Source organism: Avibacterium sp. 21-595 (genome assembly GCF_023611905.1).
Classification (GTDB): domain Bacteria; phylum Pseudomonadota; class Gammaproteobacteria; order Enterobacterales; family Pasteurellaceae; genus Avibacterium.
In genome coordinates, this window is the sequence record NZ_CP091455.1 from 2111321 (window position 1) to 2127741 (window position 16421).

The 16421-nt window shown below is 39.4% G+C and carries 16 protein-coding genes; 5 read left to right on the forward strand and 11 right to left on the reverse strand.

The window, feature by feature from the left end; genetic code table 11:
• Positions 1–244 precede the first annotated feature (244 nt).
• Entirely contained in the window at positions 245–2371 is a 2127-nt protein-coding gene (gene nrdD / locus L4F92_RS09770; protein WP_250363575.1) for an anaerobic ribonucleoside-triphosphate reductase, read from the forward strand.
• Between the two features lie 662 nt (positions 2372–3033).
• On the forward strand, positions 3034–3504 hold the full coding sequence (gene nrdG, locus L4F92_RS09775; RefSeq protein ID WP_250363576.1) for an anaerobic ribonucleoside-triphosphate reductase-activating protein: 471 nt from the start codon (positions 3034–3036) through the stop codon (positions 3502–3504).
• A gap of 49 nt (positions 3505–3553) precedes the next feature.
• Here nrdG and L4F92_RS09780 read toward each other — a convergent pair whose 3' ends face one another.
• From L4F92_RS09780 to L4F92_RS09800, 5 genes are all read right to left on the reverse strand, one after another.
• Entirely contained in the window at positions 3554–3880 is a 327-nt protein-coding gene (locus L4F92_RS09780; protein ID WP_250363577.1) for a putative quinol monooxygenase, read from the reverse strand.
• 87 nt (positions 3881–3967) lie between these two features.
• Positions 3968–4258, reverse strand: coding sequence for an antibiotic biosynthesis monooxygenase family protein (locus L4F92_RS09785; protein ID WP_250363578.1), 291 nt, complete (start codon positions 4256–4258; stop codon positions 3968–3970).
• A 72-nt stretch (positions 4259–4330) separates the two neighbouring features.
• Positions 4331–5080: an SDR family oxidoreductase gene (locus tag L4F92_RS09790; protein ID WP_250363579.1), complete on the reverse strand. Its 750-nt coding sequence runs from the start codon at positions 5078–5080 to the stop codon at positions 4331–4333.
• A 143-nt stretch (positions 5081–5223) separates the two neighbouring features.
• Entirely contained in the window at positions 5224–5511 is a 288-nt protein-coding gene (locus tag L4F92_RS09795; RefSeq protein ID WP_250349491.1) for a YciI family protein, read from the reverse strand.
• A 12-nt stretch (positions 5512–5523) separates the two neighbouring features.
• A complete protein-coding gene (locus L4F92_RS09800) occupies positions 5524–6087 on the reverse strand; it encodes an NAD(P)H-dependent oxidoreductase (RefSeq protein ID WP_250349490.1) in 564 nt (187 codons plus the stop codon).
• 107 nt (positions 6088–6194) lie between these two features.
• Between L4F92_RS09800 and L4F92_RS09805 the strand changes: the two genes are divergently transcribed.
• Entirely contained in the window at positions 6195–7100 is a 906-nt protein-coding gene (locus L4F92_RS09805) for a LysR family transcriptional regulator (RefSeq protein ID WP_250363580.1), read from the forward strand.
• Between the two features lie 214 nt (positions 7101–7314).
• On the opposite strand, the gene L4F92_RS09810 is transcribed toward L4F92_RS09805, so the two are convergent.
• The 3 genes from L4F92_RS09810 to L4F92_RS09820 form a co-directional block, all read right to left on the reverse strand.
• A complete protein-coding gene (locus L4F92_RS09810; RefSeq protein ID WP_250363581.1) occupies positions 7315–8103 on the reverse strand; it encodes a TatD family hydrolase in 789 nt (262 codons plus the stop codon).
• Positions 8104–8114: 11 nt separating this feature from the next.
• Positions 8115–8732, reverse strand: coding sequence for an NUDIX hydrolase N-terminal domain-containing protein (locus tag L4F92_RS09815; protein ID WP_250363582.1), 618 nt, complete (start codon positions 8730–8732; stop codon positions 8115–8117).
• A gap of 93 nt (positions 8733–8825) precedes the next feature.
• Positions 8826–9335 (reverse strand): peptidylprolyl isomerase, encoded by a 510-nt coding sequence (locus L4F92_RS09820; RefSeq protein ID WP_250351644.1) that lies wholly within the window; start codon positions 9333–9335, stop codon positions 8826–8828.
• Between the two features lie 112 nt (positions 9336–9447).
• On the opposite strand from L4F92_RS09820, the gene cysS reads away from it, so the two are divergent.
• Complete coding sequence (gene cysS, locus L4F92_RS09825; RefSeq protein WP_250363583.1) at positions 9448–10827, forward strand: cysteine--tRNA ligase; 1380 nt, start codon at positions 9448–9450, stop codon at positions 10825–10827.
• Positions 10828–11226: 399 nt separating this feature from the next.
• Here the strand turns inward: cysS and hmpA are convergent, their stop codons facing one another.
• Positions 11227–12426 carry an NO-inducible flavohemoprotein gene (hmpA, locus tag L4F92_RS09830; RefSeq protein WP_250363584.1) on the reverse strand — a complete coding sequence of 400 codons (1200 nt, stop codon included), beginning with the start codon at positions 12424–12426 and terminating at the stop codon, positions 11227–11229.
• Between the two features lie 139 nt (positions 12427–12565).
• On the opposite strand from hmpA, the gene L4F92_RS09835 reads away from it, so the two are divergent.
• On the forward strand, positions 12566–12994 hold the full coding sequence (locus tag L4F92_RS09835; RefSeq protein ID WP_250363585.1) for an RrF2 family transcriptional regulator: 429 nt from the start codon (positions 12566–12568) through the stop codon (positions 12992–12994).
• Between the two features lie 119 nt (positions 12995–13113).
• On the opposite strand, the gene glyS is transcribed toward L4F92_RS09835, so the two are convergent.
• Both glyS and L4F92_RS09845 read right to left on the reverse strand, forming a co-directional pair.
• On the reverse strand, positions 13114–15177 hold the full coding sequence (gene glyS / locus L4F92_RS09840) for a glycine--tRNA ligase subunit beta (RefSeq protein ID WP_250363586.1): 2064 nt from the start codon (positions 15175–15177) through the stop codon (positions 13114–13116).
• A 182-nt stretch (positions 15178–15359) separates the two neighbouring features.
• Positions 15360–16397: a PDDEXK nuclease domain-containing protein gene (locus L4F92_RS09845; RefSeq protein WP_250363587.1), complete on the reverse strand. Its 1038-nt coding sequence runs from the start codon at positions 16395–16397 to the stop codon at positions 15360–15362.
• Positions 16398–16421: the final 24 nt, after the last annotated feature.

The following is a 16421-nucleotide window of genomic DNA, read 5'->3' on the forward strand; positions in this document are numbered from 1 at the left end:
AAAACTCGCAAATTTTCCACCGCACTTTATTTTTATAAACTTTGATCTACATCAATAAAATTGACGATTTATTGAGAATAATTCTCATAAATAAAGATGAAAATTGCCTAGTAAAATCAACTTCTCCACGTCATTTCGCTCAAAAAACAAGCTAAAAAACCTTATTTTTTATCAGTTGAATTTGGTAAAAATCTATATATAGTGCTTTTCAAAACACAAAAACACAATATATAGGGGTTATACAATGAGTTCGTTTTTTGTCATCAAACGCGATGGTTCACGCGCGCAATTTGATATTCAACGCATCATCAATGCAATTCGTAAAGCAGCCTTAGCCGTTGGCATTCATAATGAGGATTATTGCCACACAATGGGACAACAGATTGCCAATGACATTTTTGCACAATATCAGCAAGACATTGATATTAACGAAATCCAGCAATTGGTTGAAAATCAATTAATGACAAGTGCTTATCCGCAAGTCGCACGGGCTTATATTGAATATCGCCACGATCGAGATTTAGCACGCGAAAAACGTAGTCAGCTCACCCAAGATATTGAAGGACTGATTGAACAAAGTAATGTGGAATTACTCAATGAAAACGCGAACAAAGATGCTAAAGTCATTCCTACGCAACGGGATTTACTTGCCGGTATTGTGGCGAAGCATTATGCAAAGCGTTATATTCTACCTCGTGATGTCGTAGAAGCGCACGAAAAAGGCGAAATTCACTACCACGATTTAGATTATGCCCCATTCTTTCCAATGTTTAATTGTATGTTGGTAGATCTCAAAGGAATGCTCACGCACGGTTTTAAAATGGGCAATGCGGAGATTGAACCACCTAAATCAATTGGCACCGCCACCGCAGTAACCGCCCAAATTATTGCACAAGTGGCGAGCCATATTTATGGAGGAACCACAATTAATCGTATTGATGAAGTACTTTCCCCCTATGTTCAGCTGAGCTATGAAAAGCATTTAAAAACCGCCCAACAATGGAATGTCCCTGAACCAGAAAATTATGCGAACACCTTGATTGAAAAAGAATGTTTTGATGCCTTTCAATCATTGGAATATGAAGTCAATACCCTACATACCTCCAACGGACAGACCCCTTTTGTTACCTTTGGTTTCGGTTTAGGAACAAGTTGGCAAGCCCGTTTAATTCAACAAGCCATTTTACGTAATCGTATTCGTGGCTTAGGGAAAAATCACAAAACCCCCGTCTTTCCTAAATTGGTTTTCACGATTAAAAAAGGGATAAATCAGCAAAATAACGATCCCAATTATGATATTAAACAACTGGCTTTAGAATGTGCTTCCAAGCGGATGTATCCTGATATTCTTAACTATGATCAAGTGGTTAAGGTAACGGGATCATTTAAAGCGCCAATGGGCTGTCGTAGCTTCTTAGGCGCTTATGAGGAAAATGGTGAGCTTATTCACGATGGGCGTAATAATCTCGGTGTAGTTAGTCTGAATTTACCGCGTATTGCACTCGAGGCTCAAGGTAATGAACAACGTTTTTACGCATTACTTGATGAACGCCTTGCTATTGCGAAAAAAGCCTTAATGACACGTATTGCACGTCTCGAAAACACCAAAGCACGGGTTGCCCCTATTCTCTATATGGAAGGGGCTTGCGGGGTTCGCTTAAATGCGGATGATAATGTCGCAACTATCTTTAAGCAAGGACGCGCTTCCATTTCCCTAGGTTATATTGGTATCCACGAAACCATTAACGCCCTTTATCAAAAAAGTCATATTTATGATGATGAATATCTACGTCAAAAAGGCATCGCTATTGTAGAATATTTAAGCAATGCTGCAAAACAATGGCAACAAGACACAGGCTATGCCTTTAGCCTTTATTCCACACCAAGTGAAAATTTATGTGATCGCTTCTGCCGCCTAGATACCAAGCAATTTGGCATCATTCAAGGGGTAACGGATAAGGGATACTACACCAACAGCTATCATCTTGACGTAGAGAAAAAGGTCAATCCCTACGATAAACTCGACTTTGAAATGCCTTATCCCCCATTAGCAAGTGGAGGCTTTATTTGTTATGGCGAATACCCAAATATTCAACACAATCTCAAAGCCTTAGAAGATGTTTGGGATTATAGCTACGACCGCGTGCCTTATTACGGGACAAACACGCCCATCGATGAATGCTATGAATGCGGTTTCACGGGCGAATTCCATTGCACCAGCAAGGGCTTTACTTGCCCTAAATGTGGTAATCACGACAGTGAAAAAGTCTCTGTTACTCGCCGTGTTTGTGGTTATCTCGGTAGCCCCGATGCACGCCCGTTTAATGCAGGTAAACAAGAAGAGGTGAAAAGAAGAGTGAAACATTTATAATTGGAGAATGGAGTGAGAATTTTGTTTAAGGTTAAATTGCTTTTTTCTTTATGATTGATAGCGGATTTCGCCGTTGGCAACTTCCTTTCTTTTGCTTACCCAAAAGAAAGAAAGCAAAGAAAAGGGAACCCCGATCAAACCGCTTTTTCCTCATTCCAATAAAATTTTCTTAACGAAAAATCAGCCTGATGTTCGCTTCGCTCTCGCTCGGCGTGATTTTTCTAAAAATTTTATCTCCATTCGGGCGGTTTGGACGGGGAATGCGGTTAGGGCGAATTTTAAAGTGCAGTGGTAATTTTGAGATTTTTTACACCTAGTGAAAAATCACCGTGCTTTTCCTTTAAAAACGGAAAAATATAAAACTGTTTCGTATATCAATTTTAAATAAAATGAGTAAAAGTGAAAGAATTAACTTCCCGTGTAAATTGCCTTCATTTTTAACAAATTTTTAGAAAAGTAACGCCTGAACGCAGCGTAGCGAGTATGGGCTTACTTTTCGTTAAGAAAATTTGTTAAAAATGAAGAACAGCAATTTAGTCGGGGGCTTTTTTCTTTGCCTACTTTCTTTTGAGCAAACAAAAGAAAGTAGGTCGCTCAACGAGCGAAATCCGTTATTAATCACAAAGAAAAAATTAATTATTCAAGATAAACAATAAAATAAAATGAACTATCTCCAATATTACCCCGTTGATATCGTAAACGGTGAAGGCACACGTTGCACACTCTTTGTCAGTGGTTGCGAACACGCTTGCAAAGGTTGCTATAACCAGAAAAGCTGGTCATTTAGTGCTGGTGTGCGATTTGATAAAGCAATGGAAGATCAAATTATCCGTGATCTTCAAGATCAACGTATTAAACGGCAAGGACTCAGCTTATCAGGCGGAGATCCCCTCCACCCACGCAACGTGCCAACTTTGCTCGCCTTAGTCAAACGCATCAAAACAGAATGCCCAGACAAAGACATCTGGCTTTGGACAGGCTATCAACTTGCGGAACTCAATGAATTACAACGCGAAATGTTACCTTATATTGACGTACTGATTGATGGTAAATTTATTCAAGAACAAGCCGATCCCTCTTTAATATGGCGAGGATCGGCTAATCAGGTCATTTATCGCTTTAAACTGAAGTGAAATAATGAGTAAGTGTAATAAATAGTTGCTATTTATACATTTAGCTAAACTACTCTATGCTCTTTAATATCAAGCTGTCTTGCTTCCCTAATTGATTGATACGAACAGGCAGTCCCTCTTTCTTCTCTATCATCTTCGCAGTCTCCGCTAAATATTCTTGAAAGTGCGCTGTTTTGCGGTGCTGTTCATAGGCTTTGGCATCAGCATAAATTTCAAAAAACAGCCATTGATTTGGCGAATTTCTCTCTGTTCCTGCTGCAATTAGCCAACTCTCCTCTTCTTTTTCTATTGCAATTTGCATTTCATTTTTCACGATTTGGGCAAACTCAACTTGATACTCGGGTTTAACACGAACTTTCACCAAGTTTGTTTGCATTGCTTTGTTAGGTATAAAGGCTTCATCAGCCCAAAACTGCAAGGTTAATGGTGTAAATTTTTTATGGTCGGTCAGAATTTTTGGCGATTACGCTAAAAAATAATGGTATTGTGGCGAATTTTTATGTATTTGATAGGCAGTTTCATCAGCATATAACTCTAGCATATAGCCTATTTGCGGATTATCTTTGGATTGTAGGGCAATCATCGCTAAAGTGCCTTTTTCATTTTTGATGGAAGTTTCGATATTATGCCGTGCCACTTGATCATAAGCGGAGTTTTGCCCTTTGACGATACCAAGCTCAAAGAAGTTCATAATCGGAACAGCCTCAACATTTAAGCTTGTAAAAAGGGTCAGTACGATGATTAATTTTTCCATTTCTTATTCCTTAAAAAAGACGGCGAAAAATCCACGTTTTCCGCCGTCTTTCATTTTATTTATAAAATCCAATTACCAAGGCTGCGTGCTTGGACCAATAGTAATTTCACTGATTGCGGTATCTTCAGGCTGGCTCAAGGCAAATAACACGGCATTTGCTACACGTTCAGCGGGAATTTCATAAGTGTCATACAGCTCACGATAGCCTTTGGAAACCTGTTCATTAGTGATGCCTGCCACCAATTCCGACTGCACAGCGGCGGGATAAATGGTAGTGGTGCGGATATGAGTACCAGCTTGCGCTGATTCCATTCTAAGGGCTTCCATAATGGCTTTCACCGCCCATTTAGTGCCACAATACACTGCGGCGCCTGGGTAAATTTTCAACCCTGCCACAGAGGAGGTAGTGATGACTTGCCCTGATTTTTGTGCTTCAAAAGTGGGCAACACGGCGGCAATACCATTCAACACACCTTTTATATTCACGTCCACCATAGTATTCCAATTGTCTGTTTCTAAAGCCGAAAGCGGCGAATTGGGCATTAAACCCGCATTTAAAAAAATGGCATCGACTTTGCCAAAACGGTCTTTGGCAAGTTGCACAAGAGATTGATTGCTTTCAGGTTTGACTACATCAATCACTCGATAGACTGCCTCACCGCCATTTTCTGCAATTTTATCAACAATGGCTTTAAGTTTGTCTTCACGACGAGCGCCCAAAACGATTTTTGCACCGGCTTCTGCCAATTTATAGGCTGTGGCTTCACCAATGCCTGATGATGCCCCCGTGATGATAACGACTTTATCTTGAATATTGTGCATTTTTTGCTCCTATTTTAGTAACAAAATACATTGACCTCATATTAAGTGCGGTCAAATTTTATGAGATTTTTATCTCTTTTATTTTCAAACAATATAAGCATTTTATGCTACCCTCTAAAAAACTGGATTTTCCACTATTCCGCTTAATTCACCATTTCAATTAAAGCATTTGCGATAAATTTGGCAGTAAACTCACGAACCTGATAATCCGCTAACTTTTTATGAAAAAACACATCTTCTGCCAAAATCTTCTGCAAAGCGGTTTTATTTTCTACTTGGGCAAGAATGACTCCCCCTTTGTGATCAGCATATGGCCCAAATAAAAGAAACACGCCAGTCTCTGCATACTTTTTCAGCCAAACTCGATGCGCCTCTAACAAAGCATTCACCACATTATTTGTGGGATCTAATGAAATTTGTACTAAAAACATACCGCACTTTCCTTAATTCTGGGCTTGAATAATTTTGGATAAACGCGCTGCGTGAGCAAAGGCTTTTTCACGCACCAATGCAAGCTGTTCCGCTGTGCTGACATTAGGAATCGTCATCATTCCATTAGAATATACAGGCGGTAACCACTGCATTTGACAAAGGTTCGCTAGCTGTTTAAATGCAGGTAAAAATTGCTCTATACTATGACACATTGCACCATCAGGTTGATACTGTTCCGCTGCGGCTCCCGTGGTAAAAGAAATGAGCAACTTTTTACCAGCTAATTTGCCACCTGTACTGCCGTGTGCAAAGCCATACACAAATACATCATCTACCCATTTTTTCAACAGCGCTGGATAGCTATACCAATAAAAAGGAAACTGCAATACAATGGTGTCAGCATTAAGCAAGCGGTTTTGTTCCGCTACCACATCAATTTGATAATTTGGATAAACTAAATCTAGACGCATAACTTCTGCCTGCGGTAAGGCTTTTTCTAGCTGGGTGAGAATTTCACGATTCGCCACGGAATGATCTAAATTAGGGTGGCCTGAAATAATTAATACTGGGTTCATTATTATTCCTTATTATTTTCTGAATTAATTTGATGCGTAGTATAGACTTACCTCATTGGTTAAACTAGACTAATAATAAATAAAACAGAATTAGGTAAAAACTAATAATGGATAGCTCAACCTACCAACAATTACGTATTTTCCACGCTATCGCTCGTGCTGGTAGCATCAGCGCAGCAGCGCGTATATTAGGAATAACGACCCCTTCTGCTAGTCAAGCCTTGAAACTCCTTGAACAAAAAATGGATATGCCGCTGTTTTGGCGGAATACTCGCCGTGTGATACTAACAGATGCAGGACAACGATTACTTAGCCAAACAGGTTCATTAATAACACAGCTAGAACACAACTTTAACACCCTTATCAGCGAAGAACACGAACCTACTGGAGTGGTGAAAATTACCCTTTCTCGTTTTGCTTACCGCCTGATTATTCAGCCTTATTTAGCCGAATTTAACCAACTTTATCCACATATTTGTTTAGATATTTCCATCTATGACGGTACCGTAGATTTGGTGCAAGCAGGCTATGATTTTGGGATCCGCTTTAGTGATAAAATTGAGGAAAATATGGTGGCACGGCAATTATTACCGTCCTTTCAAGAAGGATTATATGTTTCCAAAGACTACCTGAAAAAATACGGCGAACCACAAAGAAATAATTTGCATCAGCACCGTTTGATTGGATACCGCTTCATCACCACTGGACAAATCTTACCGCTGATTTTGGAACAGAATGGCGAAAGTGTGAGCGTGGAAATGCCTATATCAGTTATCTGTAACGACATAGACGCTATTGCCGATGGTATGCGTGCAGGTTTGGGTATTGGCCGCTTATTCACTCCAATTTATCAACAATTACCCGATAAAAACAACTTTATTCCTATATTACAAAGTTACTGGAGAAACTACCCGCCTGTATATCTCTATTACCCACAAGCCAGTCAGAAAATAAAACGCGTGGCAGCGGTGATTAAGTTTTTAGTGGACAAAATGACAGATAGGGTGAAATAAACAGTTTCATATAGGAAATTTTAATATAAAAAAGCACCGCACTTCAAAATTCCCCAATCCAAACGTTTTGCCAAGAAAATTTTATCGAAATGAAGAAAAAGCGGTTTTCAGAGTTCCCTTTTCCTTGCTTATTTTCTTTTCGGTACACAAAATAAAGTAGTTTCTCAACGAACAAAATCAGTTATTAATTACCAAGCAAATTAACGCTAGAAAATTATCCAAACATCTCACAACTAGTTTGCCAAATTCGCTCGGCAATGTCTTCGGGACGTTCTGATCTTAATTCACATAATGCATTGAAGGTTTCTCGTATGCGCATTGGGCGATTAGGCTGACCTTGAAAACCAAATACGGGCATATCCGGGCTGTCGGTTTCAAGCAATAAGCTATCTAAAGGCAGACGTTTAATGGTTTCACGAGTTTTGTTCGCACGCGCATAGGTAATCACACCGCCTACACCAATTTTATAGCCTAAATCGACAAAGTGTTTGGCTTGTTCATAACTGCCTGAGAAACCGTGTACCACGCCCGTAATGCTAAGTTGGGCGTTTTTTAAAAAACGATAAAGATCCTCGTGAGATTTGCGTGAATGTAAATTCACTGGTAATTGATTGTCTTTCGCTAAATGAAGTTGAGCTTCTAAAAATTCGCATTGTTTTTGCCATAATGCAGGCGTTAATAGCTCAGGCACGCCTTTTTCTAAGCCAATTTCAGCTACCGCAGTCAGATTGTTAGAACGCTGAGCAAGCCGCTGTGCCAATAGGTCTAAATCTGCTAAGCGATGCCGAGCAATATATAATGGATGTAAACCCAAGCCATAATAAAGCTGTTTAGGATAAAGTGCGGTGAGTTTTTCAATATTATTAAAATCTTCTGCTTGCACTGCCACCACTAACATTTTCTCAACGCCAGCTTGTTGGCTTTCTTCAATCAGTTCCGCCAAAGGCTGTTGAGTGCTAGCCAATAAATAATCAAGATGAGTGTGAGTATCAAAAAATGGCACGAGAATTCCTGTTAATCAAAAATGGTCTGCCAATGTTTGGCGTAATGTGCTTCAAAGCACATTTTTATTTGTGCTTCTGTTGTTTTGCCCGTTGCCAAAGGTGGCAAATTCTGTAAGGAAAAATAACCACTGGCTAAGGTTTCGCTATTTGGTTTAAATTCTCCCCCTATAGCACGGCAATAAATGAACACTTTACATACATTATGCGCCAACGCAGGAGGGTTATTTTTAGTATGATCTTGCAAGGCAATAACAAACTCGGCTATGGCATCTAGCCCTGCTTCTTCCTTTACTTCTTTCAACACATTTTCTTTGACGGTGGCAACCACATCACACCAACCGCCGGGGAGCGCCCACAAGCCATTTTCTTCTTGTACCAATAGAATTTGGTTATCTTGAAAAATTGCCGCTCTAGTATCAATTTTTGGCGTTTGATAACCATTTTCATTGCAAAATAACTGGGTAACACGCGCTAAAGGTAAATTAGATTGGGCTTGCAACATTTCAGCGCTAATTTCTCTAATCCGTTGAAAGCGTTCTAAATCAAATTTGTTTTCAGAATAAAATAAGCCAGCTTGTGCTAATCCTTGCAATTCGATTATCCATTGCAACCATTTTTCATTTTGCATCGTACGCTTCCTTAGAGAAGATAGTAAAAATCAAGTGCGGTAAAAATTTTAGTTATTTTAAAAGGAGGCAAGCCTCCTTTTATTTCGTCAATCTTATTCAACTGTAACAGACTGAATGACAATATCGTCCACAGGAACATCTTGGTGGAAGCCTTTATTGCCGGTTTTTACACCTTTGATTTTATCTACGACATCCATACCGTCCACGACTTCACCAAATACGGCATAGCCCCAATCTTGTACCACTTCTTTACCAAACATTTGTTTAGAACGGTAATCCAAGAACGTATTATCTGCTACATTAATAAAAAACTGTGCTGTTGCAGAATGCGGATCAGAGGTGCGAGCCATTGCGATAGTCCCACGTTTATTGCTTAAACCGTTATTGGCTTCGTTTTTGATAGGCGCATTGGTATTTTTTTCCTTCATTCCCGCTTCCATTCCACCACCTTGGATCATAAAGCCATTAATAACACGGTGGAAAATTGTGTTATCATAAAACCCATTTTTACAATAGGTTAAAAAATTTTCGCTGGTAAGTGGCGCTTTTTCGCTATTTAAAGTAAGTTTGATATCACCCAAATTGGTGTGTAAAGTAACCATTGTCATCGTTATATTCCTCTAACTGATAAAGGCGGTTATTATTTCATAAAAGTGCGGTATAATTCCAGCTCATTTATTTTGTCTAATTCATCATTTCAAGAGAAACAAACAAATGCTAAAAATTTTCAATACATTAAGCCGAGAGAAAGAAATTTTTACTCCCATTGAAGCCAATAAAGTGGGGATGTATGTGTGCGGTGTTACCGTTTATGATTTATGCCATATCGGACACGGACGCACTTTTGTTTGTTTTGATGTGATTGCGCGTTATTTACGCTATTTGGGTTACGATCTCACTTATGTACGCAACATTACCGATGTGGATGACAAGATCATTAAACGCGCATTAGAAAATAAAGAAACCTGTGAGCAATTAGTGGATCGAATGGTCGCTGAAATGTATCGTGATTTTGATGCGCTCAACATTTTACGCCCAAATATTGAACCAAGAGCCACCCATCATATTCCTGAAATTATTGATATTGTTGAAAAATTAATTCAACGTGGTCACGCTTATGTGGCAGAAAATGGCGATGTGATGTTCGATATAGAAAGTTTCCCACAGTATGGCAAACTTTCTCGCCAAGATCTCACTCAATTACAAGCCGGGGCAAGAATTGAAATTTCTGAAATCAAGAAAAACCCAATGGATTTTGTGTTATGGAAAATGTCTAAACCCAATGAACCAAGTTGGGATTCTCCGTGGGGAAAAGGTCGCCCGGGTTGGCATATTGAATGCTCAGCAATGAATAGTAAACAACTTGGGGATCATTTTGATATTCACGGTGGTGGCTCAGATTTAATGTTCCCACACCACGAAAATGAAATTGCGCAATCTTGCTGTGCGCACGATGGCGAATACGTCAATTACTGGATTCACTCAGGAATGATTATGGTGGATAAAGAAAAAATGTCGAAATCCCTTGGCAACTTCTTCACCATTCGCGATGTATTAAATCATTATCACGGCGAAGTGGTACGTTATTTCTTACTCACTGCCCATTATCGTAGCCAGCTCAATTACAGTGAAGAAAATCTTAACCTTGCACAAGGCGCATTAGAGCGTTTATACACGGCATTACGTGATACCGATCCGAATGTTGCCCCGCAAGGTGGCGAAGCATTTGTCGCACAATTTAAAGAAGCGATGGATGATGATTTCAACACACCAAATGCCCTCTCTGTACTCTTTGAAATGGCGCGTGAAATCAATAAATTGAAAGGGGAAGATAAAATCAAAGCCTCTCAACTTGCCGCCCGCTTGCGTGAGTTAGGTGATATTTTAGGCTTATTACAGCAAGCCCCTGAACGTTTCTTACAAGCTGGCGCTGACGATGACGAAGTCGCCAAAATCGAAGCCTTAATTAAACAACGCAACGAAGCCCGAGCAACTAAAAACTGGGCTGCCGCTGATGAAGCCCGCGATCAACTCAATGCAATGGGCATTGTATTAGAAGACGGTGCAAATGGCACAACGTGGCGTAAGCAATAAACCTTGATAATCACATCCGCACGTAAAACGTGCGGATCTTTAGACTTTATCTCTAAATTTTTATGTCCTCAACAGAGACAAGTGAATAATGTCTCTCAGCTTATCCTTATTCACTCACCTTTGCCTACAAGGCTACAAATCGTTTTTGTTTAAAAACTATATACTATTTATAGTTCGATTTATTGTATGGTCGATTTTTATCATCATTCAATTTGCTTATCATAGCTTACTTTCCTATATGTTGAATTTTAGTTATTAATAGCATTTTCCCACAGCTTAGGCTCTTTCGTCCCATACAATAGATAAATAACATACCATTTTTTATAACCAGATAAATCAGCTATAAAAAATAAGGCTAGATATTCCTATCCAGCCCTATTTCTGTATTAACGCTAAATATTAGTCTAACTTGACACCGCCCGTATTAAATGCCTCAAAATGAATTTGCGCTACTGGCACGCCTAACTCGACTAAAGCATTGTACTGTGCTTGCATAAATGCCATTGGTCCGCATAAATAGTAATCCGCCTCTTTAGGTAAAAGTGCGGTTGGAATTTGGCTTAAATTTAGACGACCTGTTGCATCAGCTTGTTCGTCTTCCACTTCATAGACAGTAAACGTACTGACATTTGGATACTGTGCTTTTACACTATCAATATGATTTTTCATAGCATGCACATCAGCATTACGACAGGCGTGGATAAAGCTTACTTTTTCAGGTACATTTTGTTCTACAAGCTGGTTAAGCATTGCAATCATAGGGGTTAAGCCAACACCACCACTAATAAATACATTCGGCTTATGGCTATCAACCAAGAAGAAATTACCTGTTGGCGCGGTGGCTTCAATCTCATCGCCTTCTTTTAACTGATGCAAGGTGTTTGAAACCCAACCGCCTGCAAGTTCACCTTTTGGATCTTCACGTTTTACAGAAATACGTAAATAATCTGTTTTTGGATTATCTGAAAGCGTATATTGGCGAGGTTGTTTTAACCCTAATTCTTCGACAAAAACACGCACTGAAATATATTGCCCGGCTTTATAAGTTGGCAATGCGTCTCCATCGACAGGCTGTAAATAAAAAGACGTAATTTCACTGCTTTCTGCCACTTTTTTCGCAATTTTAAATTTACGCCAACCTAGCCAACTTCCTTTTGTTTGTTGATGTTCATCATAAATGGCTTTTTCTGTGCTAATCAGAATATCTGCTAATTGGTTATAAGCCGCAGTCCAAGCTTCAATTAATGGATCGTCCATTGAAATTTGCAACACTTCACTAATAGAATGAAGTAAGTTGTTACCTACAATAGCATAGTCAGGTGCTTGAATATCCAAACTCACGTGTTTATGTGCCATTAATTCAACGGCAGGCAATAACACAGCGGGATTTTCAATATTTTCTGCATAAGCTAATACCGCATTAGCTAAAGAACGGGCTTGTGCGCCACTACGTTGATGACCAAGATTAAATACTTGTTTTAATTCTGGGTGATTGGTCAGCATTCTGTTGTAAAAATAAGAAGTCAGTGCAACACCATTTTCACGTAGCACTGGCACAGTCGCTTTCACTAATTCAATTTGATTTGCTGTTAATGACATAAACATTCCTTTTTCGTTTATTAAAAATGTATTTAAAATACATTTTTAATGTTAGGCTGGCAAGCGATTATTTATGAATACGCGATAATCTAGCGAGAAGTGGTGAAATAGACTACAATAATCCACCTAAGGAGTTGAAATGCAAATTAATAAATTTACTGATTATGGTTTCCGTGTGTTAATTTACCTTGCTCGTCAGCAAGCACAAAGCCACACAATCGCAAGCCTTGCTAATGCCCTTCAACTCTCACAAAATCATTTAGTGAAAATTGTGCATTTTATGGCGAAACAACAATGGCTCATCACTAGTCGTGGTAAAGGGGGCGGAATTCGCTTAGCAGAAAATACACTTGATCTTCCTCTCGGTGAAATGCTACGCACTTTTCAAAGCAATGATCCCCTTGTAAATTGCCTCTCACCAAAATGTGGATTACAGCCCCAATGCCAACTGAAACATTTACTTGATAATGCGTTAGAACAGTTTTACCAAAGTCTGAATCAGTATCCATTACGGAAAGTCATTAGCGCCCACTCATCAGAAAACATTCCTTTTATTTCTTACCTGTAATATCAATAAGATAGGGATATAACCTGCTTATGGATAATTTAAAGTGCGGTGATTTTTTTAGAAAAATTTAGAAAAAAAGCCCCGCACTTTAGAAAGCGGGGCGACATTAAAAAGACAAGTTATTGCAATAAAGAAATATCTGCTACTTGTAAGAATAACCCTTGCAAGGTTTTCAGAATGGCTAAACGATTTTGGCGAAGTTGCGGATCTTCGGCGTTTACCATCACTTTCTCAAAGAAGTTATCCACTGGCTGGCGTAAATTTGCCAATTTATCTAACACCGCCACGTAGTCTCCCTCCGCAATAAGTGGTTGCACTTCACTTTGTAACGCGAGTACGCTTTGCGCTAATGCTTTTTCTTCTGGCTCAACACAACGATCTAACTGGATTTCACCAATTTCACCCTCTGCTTTGGCCAAAATATTGCTTACACGCTTATTCGCGGCGGCTAAGGCTTCCGCTGCCTCAAGGGTACGGAAATGTGCCACTGCTCTTACTCGCGCATCAAAATCAGCAGGACGGGTAGGGCGACGGGCAAGTACTGCTTGAATGACATCAACAGCGATGCCTTCTTCTTGATACCAAGCACGGAAGCGACCTAGCATAAAGTCCACAACATCCTCTACAACATTGCCATTGGTTAATTTATCGCCGAAAAGTGCGGTGGATTTTTGCACTAAATCGGTTAAATCAAGAGGTAATTTTTTCTCTACAATGATACGTAACACACCCAATGCCGCACGGCGTAAAGCAAATGGATCTTTATCGCCCTTTGGATGCTGACCAATGCCAAAAATCCCCGTTAAGGTGTCTAATTTATCCGCTAATGCTACAGAACAGGCCACTAAGGAATGCGGTAATTCATCACCGGCAAAACGTGGCATATATTGCTCATTTAACGCAACGGCCACCTCTTCATCTTCACCATCATAACGAGCATAATGCATTCCCATTACACCTTGTGTATCAGTAAATTCAAACACCATATTGGTCATTAAATCACATTTTGATAGTAAGCCTGCACGCTCTGCTTTGCTTACATCAGCACCTATTTGTGCCGCAATTTCACCGCTCAGTTTTTCAATACGTTGTGTTTTATCAAATAACGTCCCGAGCTGCTGTTGGAACAAGACGGTTTTCAAACGAGGGAGATTATCTTCTAAACGCTGTTTTAAATCGGTTTTGAAGAAGAATTCTGCGTCAGTTAAACGTGGGCGTACTACTTTTTCATTTCCTTCAATAATCTTACTTGGATCGTCTGGATTAATGTTAGAAACAAAAATAAAGTGCGGTAATAATTTGCCGTTTTTATCGTAAATTGGGAAGTATTTTTGATCCCCTTTCATTGTGTAAACCAAGGCTTCTGCTGGCACAGCAAGAAAACGTTCTTCAAATTTCGCGGTCAGCACATTTGGAAATTCTACTAATGCGGTAACTTCGTCAAGTAAACTTTCTTCAATATCCGCTACACCACCAAGTGCGGTGGCTTTTTGTTGTGAATTTTCCAAAATAATCGCTTTACGGCGTTCAAAATCCGCGATCACACTGCCTTTTTGTTCTAAAATTTGTGGATACTGATCGGCATTTTCAATGGTAAATTCTTGCTCACCTAAAAAACGATGTCCACGAATGGTTTTACCACTGGCAATGCCAAGAATTTCGCCTGCAATCAGCTCATCTCCCAATAACAGGGTTACAGTATGCACAGGACGAACAAATTGCTCACTTTTATCTCCCCAACGCATCGTTTTTGGAATAGGCAATTTCGCAAGGGCATTGCTGATAATACCAAGCAGAAGATTTTTAGTTGGCTGACCTTCAATCACCGCACGATGGACTAACCATTCGCCTTTATCAGTTACCAAACGATCCGCCTGTTCCACACTAATACCACAACCACGCGCCCAGCCTTCTGCGGCTTTGGTTGGCTTGCCTTCTGCATCAAAAGCAGCCGAGATTGCCGGCCCACGTTTTTCCACTTCTTTACTTGGCTGTGCTTCCACTAATCCCAACACTTTCACCGCTAAACGGCGTGGGGTGGCAAACCACTGAACTTCATCAAAAGCTAAACCTGCTTGATGAAGCTCTTGCTCCACATTCTCTTTAAATGCCACCGCTAATTTTTTCAGAGCCTTCGGTGGTAGCTCTTCTGTGCCGATTTCGGCGAGGAAATTTTTTGTCATTTTGTTTCTCTAATTACATTTTAATTTAATTAAGTTTTAGGCTCTCTTGTCTTGCTTTTTCAAGCTGTTTTTCTAACTTTACCGTTTGGCGAACCTGATGACGTGCCTGTTCAATAATTTGACTGATTTGCTGTAATAAACCCGTATTTTTTGTGGTTAATTACGTCATTATCATTCCTTAATCAGTCATTAAACCGCAATTTTGCTTTTTCTACCGCTAAATGCAATCGCTGTGCTAATATTTCTTTGCTCGGCAACACCGTCATATATTCAGCGATATGAATATCCGATTGCTTTAAATCTAATAATTCAACTTGTTCTTGCTTTTTAGAAGTACATAAAATAATACCCAAAGGAGGATTTTCCCCTTCTTCTTGTTCATATTTTGCAAGCCACGCCAAATAAAGTTCCATTTGGCTTTTATGTGAATGTTTAAACGCTTCGGTTTTTAATTCAATGGCAATTAAGCGTTTTAATTTACGATTATAGAACAACAAATCAATATAGAAATCATCATTATCAATTTGAATTCTTTTCTGCCGTGCGATAAAAGTAAAACCAGCACCTAATTCTAAAAGAAATTGTTCAACTTCTCTTAAAATCGCATCTTCGAGATCTTTTTCTAAATAACGATCATTGAGATCTAAAAAATCCAAGACATACGGATCTTTCAGCACAAGCGACTGATTATATTCGCCTTTTTCTCTCAATAAGGTTAACTCTTGGCTAATGGTTTCATCAGGCTTTCTCGATATTGCCGTGCGTTCAAATAGCAAAGAACCAATACGCTCTTCTAGCGTTCTTGTACTCCAACGCTCTTGTGCCGCCATCGTTGCATAAAAATCGCGTTTGAGAGGCTCATCAATATAAATTAATGCTTTGAAATGTGTCCAGCTTAATTTTCCACGCAGTGCGTGGACAATTTCCAAATCATCAAATGTTTCGGCAAATTTGATGCAATAATTAAGATGAGATCGTCCCCAACCTTTGCCAAATTGCTCCGTTAGGCTTTTAGACAAATTCTTAACCACTTCCTTGCCATATTCCGCCCGTTCATTATTGAGAATATGTTGATTAATCCGCTGTCCAATATGCCAATAAAGTAAGGTAAGTTCCGCATTGACTGTTACCGCAACACGCTGTTTACTGGTTTGAATAAGTTGGCTAATTTCACCCACTAATTGCTGTTCGTTGATTGCTATGTGGTTTTCTTTTTTCATTTAAAACTCCTGCAAAACTTACCG